26 protein-coding genes are annotated in these 23726 nt (G+C 47.9%); 13 read left to right on the top strand and 13 right to left on the bottom strand.

Going from position 1 to position 23726, the window contains the following annotated elements; translation table 11 throughout:
* Positions 1–199: 199 nt before the first annotated feature.
* The 5 genes from FIU82_RS06345 to FIU82_RS06325 are packed head-to-tail and all read left to right on the top strand — an operon-like array spanning position 200 to position 3243.
* A complete protein-coding gene (locus FIU82_RS06345) occupies positions 200–583 on the top strand; it encodes an ACT domain-containing protein (protein ID WP_022943642.1) in 384 nt (127 codons plus the stop codon).
* Positions 580–1074, top strand: coding sequence for a PTS glucose transporter subunit IIA (locus tag FIU82_RS06340; RefSeq protein WP_052698142.1), 495 nt, complete (start codon positions 580–582; stop codon positions 1072–1074). Before FIU82_RS06345 ends, FIU82_RS06340 begins: the two co-directional genes overlap by 4 nt.
* Positions 1075–1079: 5 nt before the next feature.
* Entirely contained in the window at positions 1080–1433 is a 354-nt protein-coding gene (locus tag FIU82_RS06335; protein ID WP_152440631.1) for an ArsC family reductase, read from the top strand.
* A 2-nt stretch (positions 1434–1435) separates the two neighbouring features.
* A complete protein-coding gene (gene dapE / locus FIU82_RS06330) occupies positions 1436–2563 on the top strand; it encodes a succinyl-diaminopimelate desuccinylase (protein ID WP_152440630.1) in 1128 nt (375 codons plus the stop codon).
* Positions 2560–3243, top strand: coding sequence for a M15 family metallopeptidase (locus tag FIU82_RS06325; protein WP_045978655.1), 684 nt, complete (start codon positions 2560–2562; stop codon positions 3241–3243). Before dapE ends, FIU82_RS06325 begins: the two co-directional genes overlap by 4 nt.
* Here the strand turns inward: FIU82_RS06325 and FIU82_RS06320 are convergent.
* The 3 genes from FIU82_RS06320 to FIU82_RS06310 form a co-directional block, all read right to left on the bottom strand.
* On the bottom strand, positions 3212–4102 hold the full coding sequence (locus FIU82_RS06320) for a DMT family transporter (RefSeq protein ID WP_172972714.1): 891 nt from the start codon (positions 4100–4102) through the stop codon (positions 3212–3214). The two genes, FIU82_RS06325 and FIU82_RS06320, sit on opposite strands and share 32 nt — an antisense overlap.
* 127 nt (positions 4103–4229) lie before the next feature.
* Positions 4230–5447 (bottom strand): pyridoxal phosphate-dependent aminotransferase, encoded by a 1218-nt coding sequence (locus FIU82_RS06315; protein WP_152440628.1) that lies wholly within the window; start codon positions 5445–5447, stop codon positions 4230–4232.
* Positions 5448–5535: 88 nt separating this feature from the next.
* Complete coding sequence (locus tag FIU82_RS06310; RefSeq protein WP_022943635.1) at positions 5536–5877, bottom strand: Hpt domain-containing protein; 342 nt, start codon at positions 5875–5877, stop codon at positions 5536–5538.
* A gap of 116 nt (positions 5878–5993) precedes the next feature.
* On the opposite strand from FIU82_RS06310, the gene FIU82_RS06305 reads away from it, so the two are divergent.
* Complete coding sequence (locus FIU82_RS06305) at positions 5994–6584, top strand: tRNA-uridine aminocarboxypropyltransferase (RefSeq protein WP_152440627.1); 591 nt, start codon at positions 5994–5996, stop codon at positions 6582–6584.
* Entirely contained in the window at positions 6581–7372 is a 792-nt protein-coding gene (locus tag FIU82_RS06300; protein ID WP_152440626.1) for a CLCA_X family protein, read from the top strand. The genes FIU82_RS06305 and FIU82_RS06300 overlap by 4 nt, the downstream gene beginning before the upstream one ends.
* Here FIU82_RS06300 and FIU82_RS06295 read toward each other — a convergent pair.
* The 3 genes from FIU82_RS06295 to apbC all read right to left on the bottom strand — a co-directional run bounded on the left by FIU82_RS06295 (position 7314) and on the right by apbC (position 11584).
* Entirely contained in the window at positions 7314–9815 is a 2502-nt protein-coding gene (locus FIU82_RS06295; protein ID WP_152440625.1) for an EAL domain-containing protein, read from the bottom strand. The two genes, FIU82_RS06300 and FIU82_RS06295, sit on opposite strands and share 59 nt — an antisense overlap.
* Before the next feature lie 90 nt (positions 9816–9905).
* The gene (gene dcd, locus FIU82_RS06290) at positions 9906–10496 is read right to left on the bottom strand and encodes a dCTP deaminase (RefSeq protein ID WP_022943631.1); all 591 of its coding nucleotides are present in this window, start codon (positions 10494–10496) and stop codon (positions 9906–9908) included.
* Between the two features lie 2 nt (positions 10497–10498).
* Positions 10499–11584, bottom strand: a complete 1086-nt coding sequence (gene apbC, locus FIU82_RS06285) for an iron-sulfur cluster carrier protein ApbC (RefSeq protein WP_152440624.1) — start codon at positions 11582–11584, stop codon at positions 10499–10501.
* 172 nt (positions 11585–11756) lie between these two features.
* On the opposite strand from apbC, the gene metG reads away from it, so the two are divergent.
* Positions 11757–13790 carry a methionine--tRNA ligase gene (gene metG / locus FIU82_RS06280; RefSeq protein ID WP_152440623.1) on the top strand — a complete coding sequence of 678 codons (2034 nt, stop codon included), beginning with the start codon at positions 11757–11759 and terminating at the stop codon, positions 13788–13790.
* Between the two features lie 48 nt (positions 13791–13838).
* On the opposite strand, the gene FIU82_RS06275 is transcribed toward metG, so the two are convergent.
* Positions 13839–14822: an NAD(P)H-quinone oxidoreductase gene (locus FIU82_RS06275; protein ID WP_152440622.1), complete on the bottom strand. Its 984-nt coding sequence runs from the start codon at positions 14820–14822 to the stop codon at positions 13839–13841.
* A 175-nt stretch (positions 14823–14997) separates the two neighbouring features.
* Here FIU82_RS06275 and FIU82_RS06270 point away from each other — a divergent pair, with 175 nt between their 5' ends.
* On the top strand, positions 14998–16242 hold the full coding sequence (locus FIU82_RS06270) for a DNA-binding protein (RefSeq protein ID WP_152440621.1): 1245 nt from the start codon (positions 14998–15000) through the stop codon (positions 16240–16242).
* A gap of 34 nt (positions 16243–16276) precedes the next feature.
* On the opposite strand, the gene FIU82_RS06265 is transcribed toward FIU82_RS06270, so the two are convergent.
* Positions 16277–16675 carry a hypothetical protein gene (locus FIU82_RS06265; RefSeq protein ID WP_172972713.1) on the bottom strand — a complete coding sequence of 133 codons (399 nt, stop codon included), beginning with the start codon at positions 16673–16675 and terminating at the stop codon, positions 16277–16279.
* A gap of 231 nt (positions 16676–16906) precedes the next feature.
* Here FIU82_RS06265 and FIU82_RS06260 point away from each other — a divergent pair, with 231 nt between their 5' ends.
* Together FIU82_RS06260 and FIU82_RS06255 are read left to right on the top strand one after the other, a co-directional pair.
* Entirely contained in the window at positions 16907–17776 is an 870-nt protein-coding gene (locus tag FIU82_RS06260) for a LysR family transcriptional regulator (protein ID WP_367648275.1), read from the top strand.
* A gap of 101 nt (positions 17777–17877) precedes the next feature.
* Entirely contained in the window at positions 17878–18267 is a 390-nt protein-coding gene (locus tag FIU82_RS06255; protein WP_045978644.1) for a hypothetical protein, read from the top strand.
* Here FIU82_RS06255 and FIU82_RS06250 read toward each other — a convergent pair.
* On the bottom strand, positions 18241–19440 hold the full coding sequence (locus FIU82_RS06250) for an isocitrate/isopropylmalate family dehydrogenase (protein WP_152440620.1): 1200 nt from the start codon (positions 19438–19440) through the stop codon (positions 18241–18243). The two genes, FIU82_RS06255 and FIU82_RS06250, sit on opposite strands and share 27 nt — an antisense overlap.
* Positions 19441–19541: 101 nt before the next feature.
* Between FIU82_RS06250 and FIU82_RS06245 the strand changes: the two genes are divergently transcribed.
* Complete coding sequence (locus tag FIU82_RS06245; protein WP_152440619.1) at positions 19542–20390, top strand: hypothetical protein; 849 nt, start codon at positions 19542–19544, stop codon at positions 20388–20390.
* Here the strand turns inward: FIU82_RS06245 and FIU82_RS06240 are convergent.
* Positions 20362–20904 carry a dienelactone hydrolase family protein gene (locus tag FIU82_RS06240; RefSeq protein WP_152440618.1) on the bottom strand — a complete coding sequence of 181 codons (543 nt, stop codon included), beginning with the start codon at positions 20902–20904 and terminating at the stop codon, positions 20362–20364. The two genes, FIU82_RS06245 and FIU82_RS06240, sit on opposite strands and share 29 nt — an antisense overlap.
* A gap of 101 nt (positions 20905–21005) precedes the next feature.
* On the opposite strand from FIU82_RS06240, the gene FIU82_RS06235 reads away from it, so the two are divergent.
* Positions 21006–21902 carry a TIGR02285 family protein gene (locus FIU82_RS06235; RefSeq protein WP_152440617.1) on the top strand — a complete coding sequence of 299 codons (897 nt, stop codon included), beginning with the start codon at positions 21006–21008 and terminating at the stop codon, positions 21900–21902.
* A 10-nt stretch (positions 21903–21912) separates the two neighbouring features.
* Here FIU82_RS06235 and FIU82_RS06230 read toward each other — a convergent pair whose 3' ends face one another.
* From FIU82_RS06230 to FIU82_RS06220, 3 genes are all read right to left on the bottom strand, one after another.
* Entirely contained in the window at positions 21913–22491 is a 579-nt protein-coding gene (locus FIU82_RS06230; RefSeq protein ID WP_045978641.1) for a YceI family protein, read from the bottom strand.
* The gene (locus FIU82_RS06225; protein ID WP_152440616.1) at positions 22484–23047 is read right to left on the bottom strand and encodes a cytochrome b; all 564 of its coding nucleotides are present in this window, start codon (positions 23045–23047) and stop codon (positions 22484–22486) included. The genes FIU82_RS06230 and FIU82_RS06225 overlap by 8 nt, the downstream gene beginning before the upstream one ends.
* Before the next feature lie 98 nt (positions 23048–23145).
* A complete protein-coding gene (locus FIU82_RS06220) occupies positions 23146–23673 on the bottom strand; it encodes a GNAT family N-acetyltransferase (RefSeq protein WP_152440615.1) in 528 nt (175 codons plus the stop codon).
* Positions 23674–23726: the final 53 nt, after the last annotated feature.

Below are 23726 nucleotides of genomic sequence, written 5' to 3'. Positions count from 1 at the left end.
TATTAACCACGCTACCCCCAAACTTATCCACAGCTTTTGTTAGCAACTTATTTTGTCACCATGGCCCTTACGGCTCGACCCCACTCTTAATACCCATTTATGTTGGATTTGCTTATAATCTAACTAAGCAAAAGCAAAGTCCCTAGACCCGTCGAGTTATTTTCGGTATAAGTTAACTTTAACCTCAAAGGGGATCGTTATGGCTAAACAAACGCTACAATTGCTTGCGAACGACTTTACGATTCATAGCTTTGAGAGCACCAGCGAGATCCCCAAAGCCATTACCCAAAGCGAGTTTTATTTCGTTGCCAAAACAGCAGAAGAGCTTTCCGTTGTATGCAACAGCGATATTGAGCTTGATAGTTTAGAGCAAGAACCAGGCTGGGTGGCCTTTGAAGTACTCGGTCCCCTTGGCTTTTCGCTTACAGGTATATTGTCTAATATTTCCGGCGTGTTGGCACAAGCGAACATTTCCATTTTTGCTGTATCTACCTTTGATACAGACTATATTTTGGTTAAACGCGTACAGGCAAAAAATGCCATGTCGACACTTAAAAAAGAAGGTTACACCGTTCGCTCATGAGCCAAGTTAGTCAATTTTGCTTGCCAGCTGAGTTACCCCCTTCACCCACCCTAACACTGTGTGCTCCTGTGAGCGGCCAAGTGCACCCTTTAAGTTGCCTGCCCAGTGCACTTATGGCACATGGTTTACTTGGCGCTGGGGTGTGTATCGAGATGCATTCACATAAGTTGGTAGCCCCTTGCGACGGTCAGTTACTCAGCGTTGATATGGGTGCCAAACAATGGCGCTTTAAAAGCAATAACGGCGTGCATATATTAGTGCATTTACACAGCGATGAGCCTACGCTAACGAACAAGGCAAAACTATCGGCGCTTAACTGCACCCCTGTACGCAAAGGGATGCAACTCGCTTACTTTGACCTACGCCAGTTTAAATCGGCACCTCGGGTCGCTATGATAGTGACCCACACACGTTTTAGCGCAGAGATATTATTTAGCCACAAGCAGGCACATTGCGCTGAGCCTTTGTTATTCATTTATCACAAGAAGTAGATTTCATGAGCACCATTCTTTACGGCATTAGTAATTGCGACACCATTAAAAAAGCGAAAAAGCACTTAGATAATTTGGGCGTCGATTATTCATTTCACGATTATCGCAAACACGGTCTCGACAGTGACCTGGTGGCACAACTCGAAGCCCTGTTTGGTTGGCAAACCATGGTCAATAAACGAGGCACCACCTATCGCCAACTCAGTGATGAGCAAAAACAGCAACTTGATAAAGACAGCGCCATGGCATTAATGGTTGAACATCCAGCATTAATCAAGCGCCCTATTCTACGCACTGACGATCAGGCACTAATTGGCTATAAAGCGGCCGATTACGACAACATGTTCGCTAAGAGCTAATTATGAGTGATGTCATAAATCTAGCTAAAGAGCTGATGCGCCGGCGCTCGGTGACCCCTGATGACGCCGGTTGCCAGCATGTGATCAGTGAACGTCTAGCCAAGGTGGGCTTTAACAATGAGCCGATGTTTTTTGTTGATACCCTAAACACCTGGTCACGACGTAATAATCAGTCGCCCAATGTCTGCTTTGCTGGGCACACCGATGTGGTACCTACCGGCGATGAGAGCCAATGGCATTTCCCACCCTTTTCCGCCACAGAGCACGATGGTTACTTACACGGGCGCGGTGCCGCTGATATGAAAGGGTCATTGGCGGCGATGGTGGTAGCAACCGAGCGTTTCGTAAAAAAACACCCTAATCATAAAGGTTCAATCTCATTTCTTATTACCTCTGATGAGGAAGGACCCTTTATTAATGGCACCACTCGGGTTATCGATACACTGCAAGCACGTAATGAGCAAATAGACATGTGTATTGTCGGCGAGCCTTCATCCACAGATAAATTAGCTGATGTCGTTAAAAACGGCCGTCGTGGCTCATTAACTGCGTTTTTAACCGTGAAAGGTAAACAAGGTCACGTAGCTTACCCCCATTTAGCCGATAACCCCGTCCATCGCGCCACTGGTTTTCTAGACGCTTTGTGCGCTGAAAAGTGGGATGAGGGAAACGCATACTTTCCCGCCACCAGCATGCAAATCTCCAATATAAATGCAGGAACCGGAGCGGGAAATGTAATTCCAGGGGATTTAGAGGTGCAATTTAACTTTCGCTACAGCACCGAAGTAACGGCACCACAACTACAGCAACGCGTTGTGCAATTGTTACAACAATACCAGCTCCCCTATGAGCTCAGTTGGGTGCACAATGGTGAACCCTTTATCACTGAGCCGGGTGAGCTGATTGACGCTGTCCAACAGGCAATTCATAGCCAATTGGGTTATCAAGCCGAGTTGCAAACCAGCGGCGGTACCTCTGATGGCCGCTTTATCGCCCCCACAGGGGCAAAAGTCGTCGAGCTTGGGCCGCGTAATGCGACTATTCACCAAGTGAACGAATGCGTCAGTTGTGCTGATTTAGACAACCTTGCGCTCATTTATGAGGGAATTTTGGAACGTTTACTCACATGAATCTAGCGATGTGTGCCACAGGGCGAAGTGACGAGCACTTAGTCAGTTATCAACAGCAATCTGTCCACCATGAGGCGCTACACGATTTGAAGCGGTTGCAGCGCGGGGCTGCAAAGGACGGTATTGATTTACGCGTAGCCTCGGCGTTTCGTTCGTTCTCACGCCAAGCTGCGATCTGGAATGCAAAATTTAATGGCCACCGCAGTGTATTAGATATCAATGAGCAGGAAGTCGAGTTGTCGCACCTCAATACTTTGCAACGATGCCAAGCTATTATGTTATTTTCAGCTCTCCCCGGTGCCAGTCGGCATCATTTTGGTACTGACTTTGATGTCTGGGACAGTGGCGCTGTCAGCGACGACTATGCGCTGGCATTAACGCAGCGAGAATATGCACCCACAGGGCCTTTTGCACAGTTATCTCAATGGTTAGATGAGCACATGGCCGAGTATGGCTTTTACCGACCTTACGATTGTTATCGCGGAGGCGTGGCGCCTGAGCCGTGGCACATTAGCCATATAACCAGCGCCAGTATCTTGCTGCCATGGCAAAACCCGAGCACCATCGCCGATGCCTTGCGCGACAGTGACGTGGCAGGCAATGAGACAATCATGGCGCACCTCGATACCCTGTGTACGCAGTTTGTTACTAATGTTGGCCCTGTTTTTGCCGCGCGATAATAAACACGCCAATTGCAGCAACTAATACGGCGGCACTGACCATGGCAGTGCCATCAATGCGCTCACCGAGCAAGACAGCCCCACCGACCATAGCCAGCGGCGGTACGCTGAGTTGCATCACCGCCGCTTGACTGGCTTTAATGCGCTGGATAACCCGATACCACAAGGCATACCCGAGCGCTGACGTTATAGCGCCCGAGACGAAAGCAAGCACAAGCCCTTTGGGGTGAGCAAATAATGTTTGTTGTGATACCAATACTCCAACCATAATTAGCACTGAAAGCATTGCCGCACGTTGAAAATTATCTGCACTTGCCAAGGTCGCGTCTTTGCGGCCTTGCCCGAGTATACTGTAGCTGCCCCACGCGACACCGGCGACTATCATAATACCGCTATACCCTAAATGCACATCCGTGCCCTGTGGGCTCAGCAAAATGAAAAAGGCCGTCATCGCCACCAGTAGCATCACCCATTGCAAAACGCTGAAACGCTCTTTGTGTAACAGGGCCCAAGAGATCATGCAAAACTGCACCGCACTGAACAGTAGCAAGGCGCCTAGGCCAGCATCTAAGCTAATGTATGCAATCGAAAAAGCAAACATGTAAACGGTTAAGCTTATTGCCCCGAGCCAACTACCCCCTGTTGCCCGCACCGATTTCTTTTGGCCTTGCCGACCCGTAGAGCACATCACCAGGAGTGTTAATATTAAAGCGCCGCTAACAGTGCGAATGGCGGCAAAGCTCAACGGATCAATATGCACCATGGCCAAAGCCTCACGATTGAGTAAGGAATTAGCAGCAAATGCGAGCATGCTCAGCAGCGCATACAACCAAGGAGCATACCGAGAGAGTGAGGGCATAGTGGTTTCCATGTGTGCTTAATTATTTAGTAGCAGACAGGCAAAAGCGGTAAAATTTTTCACGGCTTAGGGCATTAAAAACCCAATGGTGCTTCACACCAACGATAGGCTGGCGTGTTAACCCCCGCTAGCTTTGCCGATACCGACTGAAAAAGCGCCCGATACGCTCCATTGCTGGTCGTAACTCATCTTTGTGCGGCAGGAACACAATGCGGAAATGATCCGGCTCAGGCCAGTTAAAACCACGCCCATGCACCAACAGAATTTTCTCTTGCGTAAGCAAATCTAACACCATAGTCTCATCATTGGTGATATTAAAGCGTTTTGTATCGACCTTAGCAAAGCCATACAACGCGCCTTTGGGTTTGACACAACTAAGGCCGTCAATATCGTTCAACCCTTGCCAAGCGATAGTACGCTGCTCGTACAAACGACCACCCGGCTCGATTAACGCATCAATGGATTGCACGCCCCCTAACGCTTGTTGAATTGCGTTTTGTGCTGGCACATTGGCACATAAGCGCATCGAGGCAAGCATCTCTAGGCCTTTAATTAAGTCTGCCATCCTTTTGGTGGGCCCGCTTAGTACCATCCACCCCATACGTAAACCCGCTGCGCGATAAGTTTTCGCCAAGCCATTAAAGGTGATCACCGGGACATCGTCGCACAACGCTGCAATAGAGCTATGTGGCGTATTATCAAATAGGATTTTCTCGTAAATCTCATCACTTAATAGTAATAAGTTGTGCTCGCGAGCGAGTGCGATAAGTTCATGCAAGAGCGCATTGCTATACACAGCCCCGGTGGGATTATTGGGGTTAATTAATACCAGTGCCTTGGTCTTATTGGTGATTTTACTGCGAATATCGTCGATATCAGGAAACCAATCAGCCTGTTCATCACAGCGATAATGGACAGCTTTCCCTCCTGAGAGCGTCACACAGGCACTCCACAAGGGGTAATCAGGGGCAGGAATAAGGATTTCATCGTCATTGTTAACCAGCGCTTGCGTCACCATTTGGATGAGCTCGCTGACGCCGTTACCAATAAAGATATTATCAACACTAAGGTTGTGTAGGCCGCGTTGTTGATAATGCTGATATACGGCTACACGCGCCGAGTATAAACCCTTTGAATCGCAATAACCTTGTGCTGAGCTCAGGTTACGGATGATGTCTCGAAGCATGTCCTCTGGCATGTCAAAGCCAAACGCGGCAGGGTTTCCGATATTGAGCTTAAGGACTTTTTGCCCTTCATCTTCCATGGCCTTTGCGGCTTGTAAAACCGGACCACGAATATCGTAACACACACCCTGTAACTTCTGGCTTTTGAGTATCTCGGACATACTTCCCCCTTAATCGAAATGCTCAGTTAGATTATCGGGCCCAAGGGGAAATTACCAGTAGCGGCAGGGGGTTATTAATGAATTAATTTCAACTCTGTTGCTGCCACTGCTTCATTTGCACGACGCTACTGGCGATGACCTCATCCAAACTATCAATATCCTGCTGTAGTGACTGGCGCTCACCTTGAGATAACCCCTGCTCAATACGTCGCGCAGTATCCGCTAAGGTGATAGCACCGAATTGCGCCGCATTCGACTTTAAGCTGTGAATGTTACGTATCGCTTCACTATCTTGGCTATCTAAGCTTTGCAAAAAAGCACCATGTAAGCGGGTAAATTCACTAAAGCAAAAGGTCAACGTCGCATCAAATTGATCGGCCAATAAACTTTTCATGGCAACCAGCGCATTCTCATCTATTTTTATTTCCATGATACTAATTCCTAAGGTTATTTCTTAAAGCATAAGCTGAGATTAGCAAATGGACAACTTGGAGCAAGCACTTAAAGCAATTACAATAGCGGTGTTTGCAATTTAATGGGGCATCTATGGCTCGGAATCTGTGCACTCAGTGTCACTACCCAAGCTCTCACTGCGTGTGTAAATATGTTATTGCGGTTGAAAATACCATCACTGTGTGGATTTTACGCCATCCCCACGAGCTCAGCCAAGCTAAGAGCACCACGCCGCTTCTTCAGCTCGCTTTAAAGCGAATGAATGTCTGTACCGGTGAAAACCCCGGGGATTTTTTGGCTGTGCAAAGCATCCTTGATCAGGGCGTTGCGGTTGTCTACCCCAGTGAGCAAGCAAACGCCATTGAGCAACTTAGCGAGCAGCGCGGTGCCATCAAGCATATTATTCTACTCGATGGCACCTGGAGTAAAGTACATCGGTTGTGGCAGTTGAACCCTTGGCTGCATGCCCTGCCTAGTTTGACTTTCGCGCAACCACCTGCAAGCGAGTACCGGATCCGTAAAGCAAACCGTGACGATAGCCTGTCGACGTTGGAAGCGACGAATTATTGTTTGGCTCAGCTTGAGGGCCTATCAACACAGCCCCTAAAGCAACTATTGGCTGGGTTCGTCCAGGAGCAGCTCAAAAACATGCCCGCGCATGTTCGTCAGCGGTACTCATCATGAGTCAGTTAATGGCAAAAAAGTACCGCCGAGGGCCTGATTATCGCTTTGGCGTTGATGTCGATTTTGCTGAAGTGCGTGCCACGTTTGGCTTTCGAGCCATATCTCTTGGCCGCTGGGTGAGCGCTGAGGAATGTCAGCGCGCCGCTAATCTAGTGTACGATGCGCTTGCGGACCTAACCCAAATTTTAGCCATCCCTCCCGAAGCGATTGGCATGCGGCAAACCTTGACGTTGGCATTCGGTCAAGGCGGCCAGCTCGGTGTTCAAGCCCATTATCAAAGTACCACCCGGACCTTGGCATTGGCGAAAAACGCAGGCTGTGGTGCATTGGCTCATGAATGGTGGCATGCATTTGATCATTACATTAGTCGCTTCTTGTTCACTTCGCAGGTCAGCCGACTCGCCTTTGCCAGCAAACTATGGCTGACGCGCGAAGATATCAATACACACCCCATGAACCAAGCGTTAAACTCTTTGTTCCGGCATTTATTTCTTGATGCCAGCGCGCATCATAGCTCCGATTACATGAAGCGCGCCATTGACCTTGATAATTCCGCTGGACGCCTTTACTTTGCGATGCCTGAAGAACTTAGCGCACGCGCTTTTGAGCACTATATTCAAAGCCATACGCTGCAAAACCAATATTTGGTCAATGGTACTAAACAAGGTGAGTTAGCAAAGCTTGGTGGCTACCCTACTGACGATGAAGCGCGCCTGCTAGCGCCCTACTTCAGCCGTTACTTTGCGATTTTGGGTCAAGCCCTAAGCCGAAGTCATGATGCTGACTAAGCCATTGCATGTACTGAGCAACCGGCATAGGTTTAGCAAAATAATACCCTTGACCGATGTCACAACCATAGCTACGCATGTACTGCGCATCGCTCAGTGACTCAATCCCTTCTGCGACCACCATCGCTTGAAGACTTTGCGCAAGGTCGCAGGTGGCTTGGCATATTGACTGATCTTTTGGAGAGTCAGCAATATTGTGCACAAACTGCTTATCGATTTTGAGTTCGTTAAAGCCTAAGTAACTTAAATATGCCAATGATGAATAGCCGGTGCCAAAGTCATCAATGGCTAATTTCACACCAATGCGTCGGAATTCATCAAACACTGTTTTAGCGTTACGCTGACCACCTATTGTCGCCGACTCTGTCAGCTCCAACATAATGCTCGATGGGGCGACCCGTTGCTCTTGTAGTGAGGTGAGAATATGCGTCGGCAAACTCTTATTGCTTAAGTCTCGACCGGAGATATTAATCGACATAACATGCTTGGGGGCGAACTCATGGAGTTTAGCCTGCAATGCAATACATTCACTTAGCACCCATTCGGTTATTTCCATAATTTGCCCTGCCGACTCTGCAATGGGTATAAACTGGTCGGGGGTGATTAAGCCATTGCTAGGGTGTTGCCAACGCAGTAACACCTCGGCACCATAGACACTCTGATCTTGCAGACATATTTGCGGCTGCAAATAAATACGAAATTGGTTATCGCTGATGGCGGTTTTTAAATCTGAGGCTAAGCTTAAGCGCCGCTGCGAGCGAATACTGTCTTCCAAAGAGTACAGGTGCCACAACTGCCCGGGTAACCGGTCACGATATAAAGCTTGCATTGCGTAACGCACTAATTGCTCATGAGATTGAGCATGAAGTGGATAATTCGCAACCCCAAAATCAACCTGGTCTATCAAGTGGGTATCATCAATCTCGACGCCCTCATTAAATACCGAATTGATCACGCATACCGCTTGCTCAATAGTGCTGAGCTCAAGTGTGCCACAAATCCCTAAAGCAAAAATATCGTCACTAAAGCGACACACCACAGCAGAATTCTGATGCCCCAGCGCCAATAGCGGTAACCCATCAAGTTGGTGTTCAACATGGTGGATCACCGATTTAATGTAACGGTCCGCGTGGCTAATGCCGAAATTAGCGCGCGACTGCACCAAACCCCGAGGCTTAAACATAACCAGCGTGATTGCCTCGTGACGAGCGCTCTTCAAGGTTTTATTGAGTAATTGCTTATTTGCCAGACCGGTTCCAGAATCTGTATACACTATCTGGCGATGGGCCATCATTTGCCCACGCTCTCGCAGCGTCATCGCAAAGCCTATCAGCAAACAGTTCAATACTAAGGCAAAGGCAAACGCGGCGTACAAATAAATACCCACTTCATAAGGTCGCAGATAAAATAACGCTAACGCCAAGACCACTGCGGCCAAAGGTAGCCAACTAAAAGCCAATAACCTGCCCCAGCGCTGCATCGGACTGTATTTGACACTAGCAATAATGGCTAACACTAGGGTTGCGGCAAACAACACCTCCATGATTACTCCTTGGTGAGCCAAGGACATAAAGGGACTCACACTCGCGGCAACGCAGCCAACCCACAACGCGGCTATAAACACTTTATGCAGGGTTTTCGCACGCTCATCTAGCCTGAGTAATCGCGATAAGAAAAGTAATAAAGAGATGCATATAATCACACCGTTAAGTGCCGTGTAGTGAACCAAAAAGCTGTGCACACTCTGGGGAGTTAAAAATTTAGTAATGCCAACTTGGGCCAGCAGAAATATGCTGCTACTGGCGATGTACAAAGCAAAAAATCCATAGTAGCCAGCGCGATAGGCAAGCCACACAGCGACGCAGTAGATCACGAAGCCAAGCATCAATCCTGAGAAGGACGACCACCCAAGCCAATGCTGCTGTTGCTCTTTATTAAATGCGAGTTCTGTTTGATGCTCGAGTGCAAAAAGCGCATGGCGCTGAGCCCGCACGTGCACATACACTATACGATCTTGTGCACCACTAATGGCCATCGAGGCGCCAACATCACGCCCCGGTGGCCAAGCCAATGACCCTGCGGCACTGTGACTCAGCAACCGGCCATTATCAAAAAGATAAAAGTCGATATTAAAAATGGCGGGGTTTTGCGCGCGTAAGTAACAGCTTGCACTGGGGCAGCTATCAGCAGGCAGAGCAATCTTGAACCAATAGTCCCCTCCCGCGTTAAGCAGCATTGCTTCGCCCATCGCTACCATGCGACTTCCTACAAAGGGCTGTTGAGTTACCTGAGCTAATGACAGGGGCTGCTCGCTTTGCATCATTTCGACGCTGACATGCTGTTGGTCATCAGCCAGCGCACCACTATGCCCTGGAGCCAAAAATCCCAGCATAACGATAACCATGACCCACAAATGTGCGCTCAGTTTATGCTGCTTTACCATTAAGCCCCCGTGCAACTTCTTCCTTGTACAGTATGGAAGAGGTGCACGATTTTTCCATGAAATTTAAATACTTTGTATTACAGCATAGGGTTATTGCTGACCATCATCACCAATACGACTGGCGATGGCACCGTCTTGTCCTTTGTATTTTGCATCTTCACGGGCATTATATGGCTTCTCAGCTGGGCTGGTGAGTGTTTCAAAGCTCATGGCACCAATTTTCATGTTCGGGCGCAGCGCCAGCGGCAGCTTGCCTGAATTATAAAACTCAAGGACAATATTGCCCGACCATCCCGGATCAATGCGATGGGCAGTCACATGAACCATTAAGCCCAAGCGGGCGAGCGATGACCGTCCATCGAGCCAGCCAACAATATCAGCCGGTAAGGTCACCGATTCGTAAGTGATTGCCAAGGCGAGTTCCCCTGGGTGAAGGAAGAAGGCTTCTCCTTCACCAAGCACGATTTCATCACTCATAATAGATTCCATAGCCGCGTTTAGCTGCGCTTTGGGGCCACTGAGATCAACATACGGGGCGGCATGATCTTGAAATACTCTAAATTTATTACCCAATCGCAAATCAACGCTGACGCCAGAGATGGCTTGCTCACCTGGCGTCGGGGTAATTTGAATTCGCTGCTCGGCCAAGTACTGTTTTATATGGGTATCTGATAAACGCATGGTTAGTCGTCCGTAAAAATAATCTCAACGCGCTGCTTAGCGCCCTGTTGGTAATAAAGCTCACTGGCACTGATGCGCGCCGCATGAGCAAAGTAGTGGCCTAACTCAGGGTATTCATCACCCAAGTCCGCGCCTTGTTCCGAACATTGACGAATGCCCATCTCAAGCGGCAGCTGCGCTAATAAAGGCACGCCATAACGCTGTGCCAGCTGTTGCGCTCCATCGGCACCAAAAATGTGGCTGGTTTCGCCACAGTGCGGGCATTGGAACTGACTCATGTTTTCGATCAAACCGAGAATGGGGACGTTCACTTTTTCAAACATCTTCACGCCCTTGTGGGCATCGGCAAGGGCTAGGTCTTGTGGTGTTGTGACGATAATGGCAGCGCTGGCCGGTACTTTTTGTGACATAGTCAATTGAATGTCGCCAGTACCTGGAGGCATGTCAACCAACAAGTAGTCAAGCTCGCCCCAGTCTGTTTCCATGAGCAGTTGCGACAGAGCTTGTGAGGCCATCGGCCCGCGCCAGACGGTGGCATCATCGGGGTCTACCAAAAAGCCGATAGACTGCGCTTTGATGCCATGAACTTCAAATGGCAGCAAAGTATTTTCATCCTTAGCCTGAGGTTTTTCACCTTGCAAACCCAATAACAGCGGGATAGAAGGGCCGTATATATCGGCATCGAGAATACCCACTTTTGCTCCCTCTCGGCGAAGCGCCAACGCCATATTGACAGCACAGGTCGACTTGCCAACCCCACCTTTGCCAGAGGCCACGAGTATAATGTGCTTAATGGCTTTAAGGCGCGGCGATTCTTGCAGTGTTACGTCGATGTCAACACGCACATCACGTTGAAGATGCTCAGCGATATACTGACGTAACGCCGCTGCCTCTTGAGCACATGCAAAAGGAGCATTGATGTGGCAATGCGTCTCGCTACTGTCACCACTAATAGCGTCTGGGGGAACCCCGACTGGAAATGCGGCGCTACGATACGACGCTAAACACTGTTGATATTGAGACGGCCATTTTGCTGACTTGTGACTACCGAAAAGTGCGGATTTCACTTTTGAACCAAATCCTAACATGATAACTGCATAAATAATTAACGAAGCGTAATGAAAAGTGCCGCCAAATTATGTAACATTCGGGGCATTAACACCAGTCTATTCACCCCACTGATACTCGGGAGACGCTTATGATCATTATAAGCCCCGATATTAGCGGGAGTAACCCTATCTGAGATGGAATGAGCACTTTATGGCAAAGAGAAAAATTCTCATAACAAGCGCCCTGCCTTACGCCAATGGCCCAACACATTTAGGCCATTTGTTAGAGTATATTCAAACTGATATCTGGGCCCGTTTTCAAAAATCCCAAGGCCATGACGCCTACTATGTGTGTGCTGATGACGCGCACGGCACGCCCATTATGCTCAATGCCCAAAAGCAAGGCATTACCCCTGAGGAAATGGTCGCCCAAGTCAGTGTTGAGCGCCAGCGTGACTTTGCTGACTTTAACATCGAGTTTGACAATTACCACAGCACGCACTCAGATGAAAATAAAGCGCTGAGTGAATTGATTTATACCCGTCTTGATAATGCGGGCTATATTAAAAAGCGGACCATCTCACAACTGTTCGATCCCGAAAAAGGTATTTTTCTTCCAGATCGTTTTGTTACCGGTACTTGCCCTAGCTGTGATGCCGAAGATCAAAACGGTGATAGCTGTGATGTCTGTGGAGCGACCTACGCACCCACCGAACTGAAATCACCACGCTCGGTGATGTCCGGCGCCACTCCTGTGCTCAAAGACTCTGAACACTACTTTTTTGATTTACCCGAATTTGAGGGCATGCTCAAACAATGGCTGCACTCCGGCTCAATTCAACAAGAGATGGCCAATAAGCTGGATGAATGGTTTGCCGATGGTCTACAACAGTGGGATATTAGTCGTGATGCGCCTTACTTTGGTTTTGAAATCCCCGGTGCACCTGGCAAGTATTTCTATGTTTGGTTGGATGCGCCCATAGGCTACATGGCCAGCTTTAAAAATCTTTGTGATAAAAGCGACTTAGATTTCGATGCTTTCTGGAAAGAAGGCGCCGACGCCGAACTCTATCACTTCATCGGTAAGGACATCATTTACTTCCACAGCCTATTTTGGCCAGCTATGCTTGAGGGCGCAGGGTTCAGAAAACCAAGCAATATCTTTGCTCATGGCTTTGTCACCGTCAATGGCGCAAAAATGTCTAAGTCAAAAGGTACTTTTATAAAAGCGCGTACTTATTTAGAGCACTTGGACCCAGAGTATCTACGTTACTACTTCGCCGCTAAACTCGGCAGTGGCATCACTGACTTAGATTTAAATCTCGAAGATTTTGCCCAGCGAGTTAATTCTGATTTGGTAGGTAAGGTCGTTAACATAGCGAGCCGCTGCGCCGGGTTTATCACCAAAAAGTTCGACGGTACACTTTCTAGTGATAACGTTGAAGCTGAGCTTATCGCTGAGTTTGCCGCTGCACGCCAAAGCATCGCTGATCACTATGAAGCCAGAGAATATGGCCGCGCTGTGCGCTTGATCATGGCGCTGGCGGATAAAGCCAACCAGTACATCGACGCGCAAGCTCCGTGGGTCTTAATCAAAGACGAAAATACCACGAAGCAAGCTCATGATGTGTGCAGTGTGGGGATCAACTTATTCCGCATACTGATGACGTACTTAAGCCCTATCCTACCTGGTATGGCCGCAAAAGTGAGCAGCTTCCTCAACGAGGACTTAGCATGGGATAAGGTAGACACCGTTTTGGTTGATCATAAGATCAATAAGTTTAAAGCCTTAATGCAACGTGTCGATATGGACAAAGTGAATACCATGCTTGAGCAGTCAAAAGAAAGCCTCGCACCAGCTGCTGCCACACCAGCGCCAGATGCCAATAACGGTGAGATTGATAAAGACCCTATTGCCGATGAAATCGAATTTGATGATTTTGCTAAAGTGGACTTGCGCATCGCGAAAATTGCCAATGCAGAGCATGTGGAAGGTGCTGACAAATTGCTCAAGCTAACCCTTGATTTAGGGGGCCCACAGCGTCAGGTTTTTGCTGGTATAAAATCAGCGTACGCACCCGAGCAACTTATTGGCAAGCACACGGTCATGGTCGCAAACCTTAAGCCAAGAAAAATGCGCTTTGGCCTATCAGAGGGCATGGTGTTGGCTGCTGGACCAGGCAAAGAGGATATATATATTCTTGAGCCCCATGATGGCGCCAAACCCGGTATGCGGGTTATGTAATACCGCCAAAAGGCCAGCATATGCTGGCCTTTTCAATTTAGGGTTGCTTTAGCGCTCGTCTAACGATTCATGAGTAAGCACCACTTTGCCTAAATTAGCATTATCTTGTAGAACTTGATGCGCTGACATGGCCTCTTCCCAAGGGAAGATAGAATCAATGACTGGCGCGATGTGGCCACTATTTAATGCATCGCCAAACGTACGCTTTAGGTTATCAACCAGTTTCGCCTTATAATCGGGTGTACGATTACGCAGCGTCGACCCTATCAGCTGAGCTCGCTTTTGCAATAGCTTGGCACCATCAAATTGCTCACTATAGCGCCCCCCTAGCAGCGCTAAAACGACAATGCGACCATCCATATTAAGCACCGACAAGTCGTCATTCAAATACCCACTGGCAACAGGATCAATAATGAGATCGGCGCTGAGCCCTTCGGCCTTCATCACCTCACGCCAATTGTGTTGACGATAATTAATCGCTTTATCTGCGCCTTGAGCTAAACAAAATTGTTTCTTTTCATCACTGCCGACGGTCACCACCACCTGCGCTTGCAAATATTTTGCAAGGCTAATAGCCGCAGTGCCCACACCGCTCGCACCAGCATGTACTAAAACCGTGTGCTCTGCGCAAAACTCTGGGTACTGTGCAATGGCATCAAAAGCGGTTAAAAACACCTCACAAAATGCCGCGCCTTGAGCATTGGAGAATGTCGCCGGTTTGACCATACAATGACGTACATCGACTGCTACAAATTCACCGTATCCTCCACCCGCGCAAAGCGCCATCACATGCTGCCCTAACCATTGCGACGCGACGCCCTCACCCAATGCAACCACTTCTCCGCACACCTCGAGTCCGAGGATCTCACTATCACCTGGCGGTGGCGGATATTTTCCTTGACGCTGTAAAAGATCGGCGCGGTTCACTCCCGCTGCGTTTACTTTTATTAACACTTGTCCGCGTGCCGCTGCTACAGTGGGCGTTTGCGCTATAACTAGCTGTTTATTTTCGTTTAAGTCAATTGTTAGCATTGTGTAATACCGTTTGATCGTAGTATGATGTAAACGTAATTTTAAAGGGACAAACCTACAACTAAAATAGTAATTACGAGCAGCCAAGGATCTTTTAGCTCCGATATTTTTATTAGAAGCACTTTTTCTTGGCCGTTTTAATGCTATCCTAAATGTCTGTTGGGAGGATAGGTTGATGACACAATATAGTGAAATAAAAGCAGTGTGCGATGAATTGCACCAAGCCGGTACACCAATCACGTTAGCAACATTGCTCGAGCGTGTGGATGGTGATCGCGCTACCGTACTCGAACATTACCGTCAGTGGCGTAGCGAGGATCGCTCGGCCCGGCCACAAGATAGTCAACAGCCTACCAAAGTGACCGACTTAGATATCGAGTTTTCTGAACAGTTTATCCATGCCTTCAAGGCGCAAACGCAGGCCTTTGCCGACGCACAAGTCGAGCCCGTGCAAGCACAGCTTGACGAGATGCGTGAGGCTGAGCAATTAGCCATTCAAAGCCTTGAAGATCTACAACAGAATTACGATCAACTTGCTGAACAAAATGAACAACTCCAACAGCAGGTCGATGCTCGCCAGAGCCAGCTCGACGAACAAGCTGCGCAGTTGGCTGAACAAACACAGAATATTGAACAGCTACACCAACAGGCGCAAGACACTGAGCAAGAGCATCAGCAGAAACTTGCAGGCTTGCAACAGCGTATTGAGAATTTTAACAACGACTATGCGGCTTTGGCGCAAGAGCGTGATGAAATTCAACGCCAACATGATGAGTTAAACCATCAGCACCAACAGCTCGAGGAGCTTAAAGCCCAACTCGACGCCAGCGTTGCCCAATTACAGGCGCAACTCGAAGAGCAACAGCCACTTGTTGATAAGCTGAAAAATGAAAACAACCTGCTGAAAGAACAAAGTGCAGTAGCCGCCAAGCACCAAGCTAGCCAACGCGAAGATATTCGTCAGCTGCGTGAGCAAAACAAAGAGCAAGGCGAACAACTCGGCACCATTCAAAGTGAAGCAGAACAGGCCAAGCAAGATAATGAGAAGTTACACGAGCAAGTACGGTTCTTAAAAACCAACTCCGCTTCTACCATTGAGCGCCTTACTGCAAGTAACGAGCAGTATCAGCACAAGATCAAAGAGCTTGAAGAGCAACTGGTGGCTAAGGACAGCGAGTCTGCAGACACCGTAGCTGAGAATAAACGCTTGAAAGAACAAATCACCTTTCTTAAGCAAAATTCAAGCTCCACGCTCGAGCGCCTATCTAAAAGTGCAACCTTGGCTCAAAGCCGCCTAGGTGAGTTAGAGTTGAGCTTAGCCGAAACTCACGCTGAACTTGAACGCTTGCGTTCTGAGGAAGACGGTGAAAGCGCAAAAAAGAACTCGGATGATGATATGGACTCCATCCAGTCAGCATAGGATAAAAGGCGCTATTACAGCGCCTTTTTAGTGCTCACTGAGCAACTCGTTGCCATACTTCATACTCTACCAGTTCACCTTCTTGATAAAGCGTGTGATGCCATAACTGCTCTTTGAGCTCATAGTCAAAAACCAATTCTTTGCCTAACAAAGAGGGAATGTTGCCATAATCAACATGCTCTATGAATGCATCTTCTGTAATCTCATACCGCCCACCAGCGGCATAATGAAATTCGCCATTTTTTTGCGTGATGTAATTAAAGTGGCCGCCACTTAGGACCTTTACTGAGGTCACATCAGGAGCCTCAGCATAGAACACCTGTCCCTCACTGTAATACTCCCCTTTTACAAATTGCCAGCTCCCCTCTAGCGGGTGGGCGTCGGTGACATGAGCCACAAATACACACGTAATTCCAACAATATATTTCAACATAAACCTTCCTTTTTTAGTTACAGGATACGGCGCTTTATAGGTCGGTAAAAGTGAAAATTGCTCACTATCACTGCTGGAAATAGCCGTTATTTTCTAGTGAGTTAGCTATATACAGTTGGCTAAGCTAGAGTAAATAACAGCAGTAATAAGGGATGCGACCTGGGCATGAACCTAAGACAAATTGATTTAAACTTGTTGGTCTATTTGAATGTGTTGATAGAGGAATGTAGTGTGTCTGCGGCTGCAAACCGCCTCGCTCTTACCCAAAGTGCGATGAGTAACGCGCTCAAGCGGCTGCGTGACTTATTTGCTGATCCACTCCTTGTGCGCAGCGGCAGCACCATGCTTTGCACGCAAAAAGCATTGGCACTCAAACCCGAGCTCGAACAATTCATCGCTCTCGCACAAGGGATCACGTCACAACAGCAGCCTTTTGATGCCAAGACAAGTAGCCACACATTTCGAGTAATGGCCAATGAATTTCTTGTCAGTTCGATGTTGGTTCCCCTGATCAAAGAGCTCTGTTGTCATTATACAGACATCCACATAGACTTAGTTAATCCCAGTGATGTCACTCTCAGTGAACTAGAGCAAGGTCAGGTAGACATCGCCATAGACCGTTTCATGCGTCTACCGTCTTCATTCCATCAAAAAACCTTGTGGCGCGACAATTACTGTTGCCTGAGCGATCAATCACACCCAATACAACAGGATACCTGTTTGGAGAATTACTTATCAGCACCACATATTTGGCTTAACCGCAGTGGTTTTGGGCCTGAACCCTTGGTCAAAAATCGTGAGCCACAAAAGCTTGGCTGGGTTGATCAGGCGCTCATGCAACTGGGTGAGCGCCGGAATATCCGTGTGTACGCACGTCAACATAGTTTAATACCGAGCCTGTGCGAACATTCTCAGCTTATTGCTACGCTACCGAAACGCTTAGCTGAACATCTGGTCGCGACGAGCAGCCAAAAACTCGCTATATGCCCGGTGCCCTTTCCCATCGTGCCCATCAGTGTATCCATGCTTTGGAGCCCGCTTGTACATCATAACAATGCCCATATTTGGCTCCGCCAACAACTGCTGCAGTTTGCACATTGATTTCATCAATACTAATAATGGATACCACCCATTTCATAAATATCACTTTCATCCATACAGTTATAGTGACGCTGACAAAATGAGCCATAACGGAGGCAACTATGCAACAACGACACTACACCCACTATGACTGCATCCACATTAATGCTGATCTTGATACCTTTATTCGTGCTCAGTTAGATGCTTGCGGCAATGCCATCCATATTGAAGAATTTTACCAAGCACTGGCACAACTGAATGACGAGTTTGGCGGCCATTGTCGTGCCTGTGGCGATAATACTTTAACATTGGATGCTCTGCGCGAACACTATCCTAACGCTGCCCAAGTCGACTCACGTGCTGCAGATATTCTCGATGAAGACAATTGTCCGGTCCCCGTAAGCATTTTATTTGTCATGCTTGATGAATTAGGGCTGGCACCGAAATTAGGCAATACCGATGCGGTGCGTTTACGGGCACGACAGTTACTGCGCGGCGCGATTGCAGCTTAGATATTGCTCAATCGCTGTGATCACCGCGTCTGTGGATACCTGTGGCAGTTTATGAGTACGGGTGTCGAGTTGAAACAACTGCGGGTAGTGGCTGATGACATGCTTAAGCGCGTGAAATAACCGCGTACTTGCTTGGTCCAGCCCTAAGTGTTGTAGCAATAACACACCCGCCCATAGCGTTGCACATGGGTTGGCAACACCCTGGCCTGCGATTCGTCGAAATGGACCATGACTGGGCTCAAAGATAGCCATCTCGTTATTACAATTAATGCTGGGAATAATGCCTACGCCCCCGACCAGCGCCGCCCCTAAATCAGCAATCAAATCCCCTGCGAGATTATTACACACCAACACGTCAAACTCTGATGCGTACTGCGGTAAACGTTGCATTACCCGATCGAGCATCATGAACTCGACTTCAATACATTGGCCTGTGTTGCTGCGTAGCTGGTAATACTGCTTGCAGGTGCTTAACGTAACCTCATGATGCTGCTGTAGGTAGGCCAGCGCCCAACGTTGGAATTGCCCTTCAGTAAGCTGCCAAGCATTACTTTTATGTACAATAGTGAGCTTTGTGCGATGATGCGCTAAGGCATAGCTGAGTGCTTGCGCGACCAGTCGCTCGGTCGCGGCTTGCGAGCAGTTTTTTATCGCTAAGGCGCAGTTATCAGCAAAGCGGAGCTTGTAATAACCTAGCTCCTGCTCCAACACCTCGATTAAACGCGACGCATCACTGCTTTGGGCAGCCAGTTCAATACTTGCAAAGCTATCCTCACTGCACTCACGAAAGACTATCATATCAATAGCGCCACTGTTTTTCAGAGGGCTTGGCAAACCATCGAGTGCTTTAATCACACGCATATTGCAAAATAAATCGAGCTCTTCACGTAAAGCGATGTTCAAGGAGCGAAACCCACCGCCAATGGCACTGCTCATCGGTCCTTTTAAGGCTACTTTAAGCGCTCTTAGCTGCGTAATTGTGGCCTCAGGAAACCACTCGCCATCGCCTTCTCGAGCCGCTTGCTCACCGAGCAATAAAGAATACCAGTGAATGCCATACTGACCATGGTAGGTAAGCGCAACCACCTGATCAATCACGGCGCGTACATACGGCATTATCTCCGGGCCGATGCCATCGCCATCAATATAGCCCACCTCGAAATTATGCATCATAATGATTGTAATAAAGTTCAGCTTACAGAGATCTTGTTATAACAATCAGCAGTACAATTCGCTAATCAACCGTGACTTTGTTTAGCATTCATAGGATCAATATGCGCATTTATGTTGCCATCATAGTCTTGGCCTTTCTAACTCCTGGCACTAGTGCAGACACGCACTGGCAGTTGAACTTCGAAAGCTATGCAAGTGATGAGCGCCAACAACAGCTACAAGCGTGGGTAAATACCGCAGTAGATAATACCCACAACCAGCTTGGAGCCCTTCATTATAAACATGTTGACGTGAGCATCAGCCAACCTGTGTTTACCACCGAAGCTGTGCCTTGGGGGGAGATAAAACGCGGGCCGCCGGTGCAAGTGGTGCTCGAAATTGGGCGTTTTGCCGATATAAAGCGTATACGCAAAGACTGGACTATTTATCATGAATTGGCGCATTTATATATGCCCTATCTCCCCGCCGAAGATAGGTGGTTAAGCGAAGGGTTTGCCACTTTGATGCAAAACTACACCATGCTGCATGCAGGAATATACAATCGCGAGCAATTCGAACACCGTCTACAAGCAGGATTAACACGCGGTAAAGCTGACACACGCATTCAGCAAGGGCCGCTTAGTGAAGTCAGTGCCACCATGTGGCAACGCCAAGCCTATCAACGTGTTTATTGGTCTGGCGTGGGCTATTTTATCGAAGTAGAGAATGAACTCGCACGCCACAAGCTGAGGCTAAGCGATATCATTGTACGTTATAATCACTGCTGCTTTCGCCCACGCAGCAGTGCCAAAGAATTTATCAGTGCCCTTGATGGCATCGCAAAGACACCCGTGTTCTCAAATTTGTATAGCCGCTATCGACTGCGCCGTGACTTTCCTACTATCAATCATGCCCAAATAGCGCGCTTAACCATCAGCGAGGTCAACCTGGGCGCCGCCACTGGGCAATAAGGGCGTTGCCGTAATCACGTGCCTGAGCGCTGGAGCTCGATGCAAGTGGATTCATAAAGCCATGCTCATAGGCACTGCGATGGCAATGGATACGCGGGTGTGACAGTGTCGCCATCAGCTGTTTTACGTCAAATGCGCTTTCATGACGAGCAAAAATAATGTCCGTGTTACAGCTTGGCACTAAATCGACATGGTGCCTTATTTGCGTTGGGTAAAACAACAGGGCACGAGAGACATTTCGACTTTGACTTATCGCGCGCCATGCGGCACTTGCCCCAGCACTAAAACCAATGACATCAACCTGCCTAAAACGCTCAAGGGTCTGCATAACACGCCGCAAATACTCATCGTGGCCACCTTTTGCAATGAACTGCTGATAGGCCTGATGTTGCTGTGTAGCTGGCAACGCTGTGTCATTGGCACATAGTAATGTCGCATCGAGGCTCTTGGCGAGCGCTTGCGTCGCCTGCGTTTTAGAAAAAATATCGGAGAGTAACAGTAATTTAGCCATCATCGCCCCCCTGCTAGGCAAACAACGATTATAAAGCAAGCTTGATAAAGTTTATATTTATTTATGTTCTTGATTCTGAAACATAAACAAAGCTGCTACACTCAATGAACAAGGTATTAATAAATGCAGTAAGCTTTATGTTGCGTCGGTATCCTCTTATATTGCTCTTAGGCTTCGTGCACACGCTCGCAGCATATGCAAATGAGCGCCAAACGATACGCTGGCTGGTGTTTGACTTTGCCCCCTATTACATTATGAGTGACACACATCAAGGTGAAGGGCGAGATGAGCAAACCATCGCCCTGTTGCAGCAACAACTGCCTAATTACCGGTTCGACTATGTGCATATCCCAGGCAGTCGTGCTATCCATGAGCTAAGCAACCCGCAAAATACCTACTGCATCTTATCCTTGTACAAAACCCAGCGTCGCCTAGACAAACTGTTGTTCACTAATAACGCTTCAACTGTGGGACTTTCTCCTGCATTGGTGATGCGTAAGGAGCTTGCTAATACGTTAGGGTTGGTAGAAGGTGAGCCGGTATCGCTGAGCCAATTACTCGCTGAGCAAGGGCTGCGGTTAGGGCTACCGATGAACCGCTCTTATGGCAAAGAGCTTGACCACATCATCAACCACAGTCCGCGCGGTAGCCTAGTCACTCGTCCGGGCAAAGACGTACTCGCCAGCCTCACTTATATGTTGATCAAAGAACGGCTCGATATGCTCGTTGGTTACCCGAGCGAGCATTACTACTTGGCATCAAAAATGGGAGTGAAAGAGCAAATGGCTATTTTTCCTATCGCCGAGGTCGCGCCCATTAGTCACGGCTACGTGGGGTGCAGCAATACCGCCTTGGGATCCGAACATATTGATATTATCGATACCGCGTTAGAAAAAATAACAGCAACCGATAGCTACCAGCAAGTAATGATGCGCTGGCTGCCACCACAATTGAAGCCACGCTTACAACAACAGTTGCAAACGCGGCTAAAAGCACAGTAAGTCGAAAATATTACTTACGTACACCTTCTATCGATAGCTCGATGTCAACATGAGTCGATGCTGGTCCAAGGTTATAATCAATATTGTAGTCTTTAAGCGCTAGTTGGGTATGCCCTAAAAAGCCGACGCGGTAGCCACCCCATGGATCATCACCTTCACCAATTTTTTCTATATCGAAGCTAATGGTTTTGGTTACACCATTGAGGGTAAATTCGCCCGTTACTTTACCATTAGTATCATCGCTAAAGCTGATATCGGTGCTTTTGAAGGTCGCTTTAGGGTGCTCACCAACATTTAAGAAATCGTCACCACGCAAGTGCTTATCACGCTCAGCATGGTTAGAATCAATACTGCTGGTGTCTATCACAACATTGATCTTTGACTCATTAGGTTTATCAGCGTCATAGCTGAAGTCGCCTGAGAAAGTATTAAAGCGGCCATATAACCAACTATAACCTAAGTGCTGAATTTTAAAGTTAACAAAGGCATGCGCCCCTTTGGTATCAATCACATAATCAGCAGCAAGTGCGGCTGAACTGGATGTGAGTAAAGCGGCACCAAGTGCAAGTTTAGTAAGTGATTTATTCATGATTATCTCCTTTTGTCGCTTTGAGCATACGCGTCAAAGTACGATCTCGATTAATAAAGTGATGTTTTAATGCCGCTAGGGCGTGTAACGCAGCAAAAATAATTAAGCTCCAAGCCACATACTCATGGATTAATCCAGCGATATCCTCTTGGTTATCAATGAATTCGCCCATTGAAGGGACAGTGAATAACGAGAACACCTCGATACCGCGCCCATCTGCAGTTGAGATTAAATACCCGGTCATCAGTAGTACAGCTAACAACACATAGAGTAGCCCATGGGCGATGTGTGCTAGGCGGTTTTGCCATACCAAGGTCGGATCAGCGGCGCGCGGAGTCACCTGGGTAATACGCCACACTAAGCGCAGCGCAAACACCAGTGCTAGCGTAATACCGATGCTTTTATGCAAATCCAATGAGCCTTTGTACCAGCTGTCGTAGTAACTCAAATCAACCATGTACAAGCCCAATCCAAACAGCCCAAACACAGCTATAGCCACTAACCAGTGCAGAAATATAGCTATCCATCCATAGCCATATTGAGTATTTTTTAACATCGCTCATTCTCCTTAATAACTGCTAATAGCTTAAATCAGCCGTTGAGAAAAAAACATGGCGCTGGCGCAATGCTAAGTGTGCATATATGCACAAAACTTTATTCACCATCGCTGAAAGTGCGCTTAAATAGCCAATCCTCCACTTCTTCGCCATTGATATAATAGCCGTTATAGCCTTGGCAGTGCTGAGTGAAACCCTGCTTTAATAAAAGCGCTCGTGACGCCTCATTGCCGGCAGTAACTGTGGCTGTATATTCGCGCAGACTAAACTGACTGTGCCCATGCTCAAGCAACGCATGCAGGGACTCACTCCCCAACCCTTGCCCTTGGTATTGTGGTAGGAGCAAAAATCCCAACTCTGCTAGGTGCTCACTGTGACGATAAAACCCCGTGACCCCGATAAGCTCACCGCTTCGCTTTGCAATGGCCCACGTATACCAACAAGGCTGCGTACTCGTAGGGTTTAAACGTTGTTGAAAGCGTTCTTGCACCTCATCAATATCCCCTATATCCGCCACATAGCGCATCACCTCGGGGTGTTGATGTAGGGCATAAAATACTGGCCAATGTGCTGCTCGCAATGGCTGATGTTGCAATCGAGACGAGTGAAAATCCACTAATGACATGCTCTAGTGCTCCAAAAAAGCCGAGCGCTAGGCTCGGCTTCGATACGTGTATA

This window comes from Pseudoalteromonas sp. THAF3 (genome assembly GCF_009363775.1).
Taxonomy (GTDB): domain Bacteria; phylum Pseudomonadota; class Gammaproteobacteria; order Enterobacterales; family Alteromonadaceae; genus Pseudoalteromonas; species Pseudoalteromonas ruthenica.
The sequence above is the reverse complement of the archived record's forward strand: the minus strand, read 5'-3'. Positions and strand labels throughout refer to the sequence as shown.

Bases quoted from the DNA above. Each gene is read 5' to 3' on its own strand.
- FIU82_RS06345 (WP_022943642.1), top strand. From the start codon at position 200: ATGGCTAAACAAACGCTACAATTGCTTGCGAACGACTTTACGATTCAT.
- FIU82_RS06340 (WP_052698142.1), top strand. From the start codon at position 580: ATGAGCCAAGTTAGTCAATTTTGCTTGCCAGCTGAGTTACCCCCTTCA.
- FIU82_RS06335 (WP_152440631.1), top strand. From the start codon at position 1,080: ATGAGCACCATTCTTTACGGCATTAGTAATTGCGACACCATTAAAAAA.
- dapE (WP_152440630.1), top strand. From the start codon at position 1,436: ATGAGTGATGTCATAAATCTAGCTAAAGAGCTGATGCGCCGGCGCTCG.
- FIU82_RS06325 (WP_045978655.1), top strand. From the start codon at position 2,560: ATGAATCTAGCGATGTGTGCCACAGGGCGAAGTGACGAGCACTTAGTC.
- FIU82_RS06320 (WP_172972714.1), bottom strand. From the start codon at position 4,102: ATGCCCTCACTCTCTCGGTATGCTCCTTGGTTGTATGCGCTGCTGAGC.
- FIU82_RS06315 (WP_152440628.1), bottom strand. From the start codon at position 5,447: ATGTCCGAGATACTCAAAAGCCAGAAGTTACAGGGTGTGTGTTACGAT.
- FIU82_RS06310 (WP_022943635.1), bottom strand. From the start codon at position 5,877: ATGGAAATAAAAATAGATGAGAATGCGCTGGTTGCCATGAAAAGTTTA.
- FIU82_RS06305 (WP_152440627.1), top strand. From the start codon at position 5,994: ATGGCTCGGAATCTGTGCACTCAGTGTCACTACCCAAGCTCTCACTGC.
- FIU82_RS06300 (WP_152440626.1), top strand. From the start codon at position 6,581: ATGAGTCAGTTAATGGCAAAAAAGTACCGCCGAGGGCCTGATTATCGC.
- FIU82_RS06295 (WP_152440625.1), bottom strand. From the start codon at position 9,815: ATGGTAAAGCAGCATAAACTGAGCGCACATTTGTGGGTCATGGTTATC.
- dcd (WP_022943631.1), bottom strand. From the start codon at position 10,496: ATGCGTTTATCAGATACCCATATAAAACAGTACTTGGCCGAGCAGCGA.
- apbC (WP_152440624.1), bottom strand. From the start codon at position 11,584: ATGTTAGGATTTGGTTCAAAAGTGAAATCCGCACTTTTCGGTAGTCAC.
- metG (WP_152440623.1), top strand. From the start codon at position 11,757: ATGGCAAAGAGAAAAATTCTCATAACAAGCGCCCTGCCTTACGCCAAT.
- FIU82_RS06275 (WP_152440622.1), bottom strand. From the start codon at position 14,822: ATGCTAACAATTGACTTAAACGAAAATAAACAGCTAGTTATAGCGCAA.
- FIU82_RS06270 (WP_152440621.1), top strand. From the start codon at position 14,998: ATGACACAATATAGTGAAATAAAAGCAGTGTGCGATGAATTGCACCAA.
- FIU82_RS06265 (WP_172972713.1), bottom strand. From the start codon at position 16,675: ATGTTGAAATATATTGTTGGAATTACGTGTGTATTTGTGGCTCATGTC.
- FIU82_RS06255 (WP_045978644.1), top strand. From the start codon at position 17,878: ATGCAACAACGACACTACACCCACTATGACTGCATCCACATTAATGCT.
- FIU82_RS06250 (WP_152440620.1), bottom strand. From the start codon at position 19,440: ATGATGCATAATTTCGAGGTGGGCTATATTGATGGCGATGGCATCGGC.
- FIU82_RS06245 (WP_152440619.1), top strand. From the start codon at position 19,542: ATGCGCATTTATGTTGCCATCATAGTCTTGGCCTTTCTAACTCCTGGC.
- FIU82_RS06240 (WP_152440618.1), bottom strand. From the start codon at position 20,904: ATGATGGCTAAATTACTGTTACTCTCCGATATTTTTTCTAAAACGCAG.
- FIU82_RS06235 (WP_152440617.1), top strand. From the start codon at position 21,006: ATGAACAAGGTATTAATAAATGCAGTAAGCTTTATGTTGCGTCGGTAT.
- FIU82_RS06230 (WP_045978641.1), bottom strand. From the start codon at position 22,491: ATGAATAAATCACTTACTAAACTTGCACTTGGTGCCGCTTTACTCACA.
- FIU82_RS06225 (WP_152440616.1), bottom strand. From the start codon at position 23,047: ATGTTAAAAAATACTCAATATGGCTATGGATGGATAGCTATATTTCTG.
- FIU82_RS06220 (WP_152440615.1), bottom strand. From the start codon at position 23,673: ATGTCATTAGTGGATTTTCACTCGTCTCGATTGCAACATCAGCCATTG.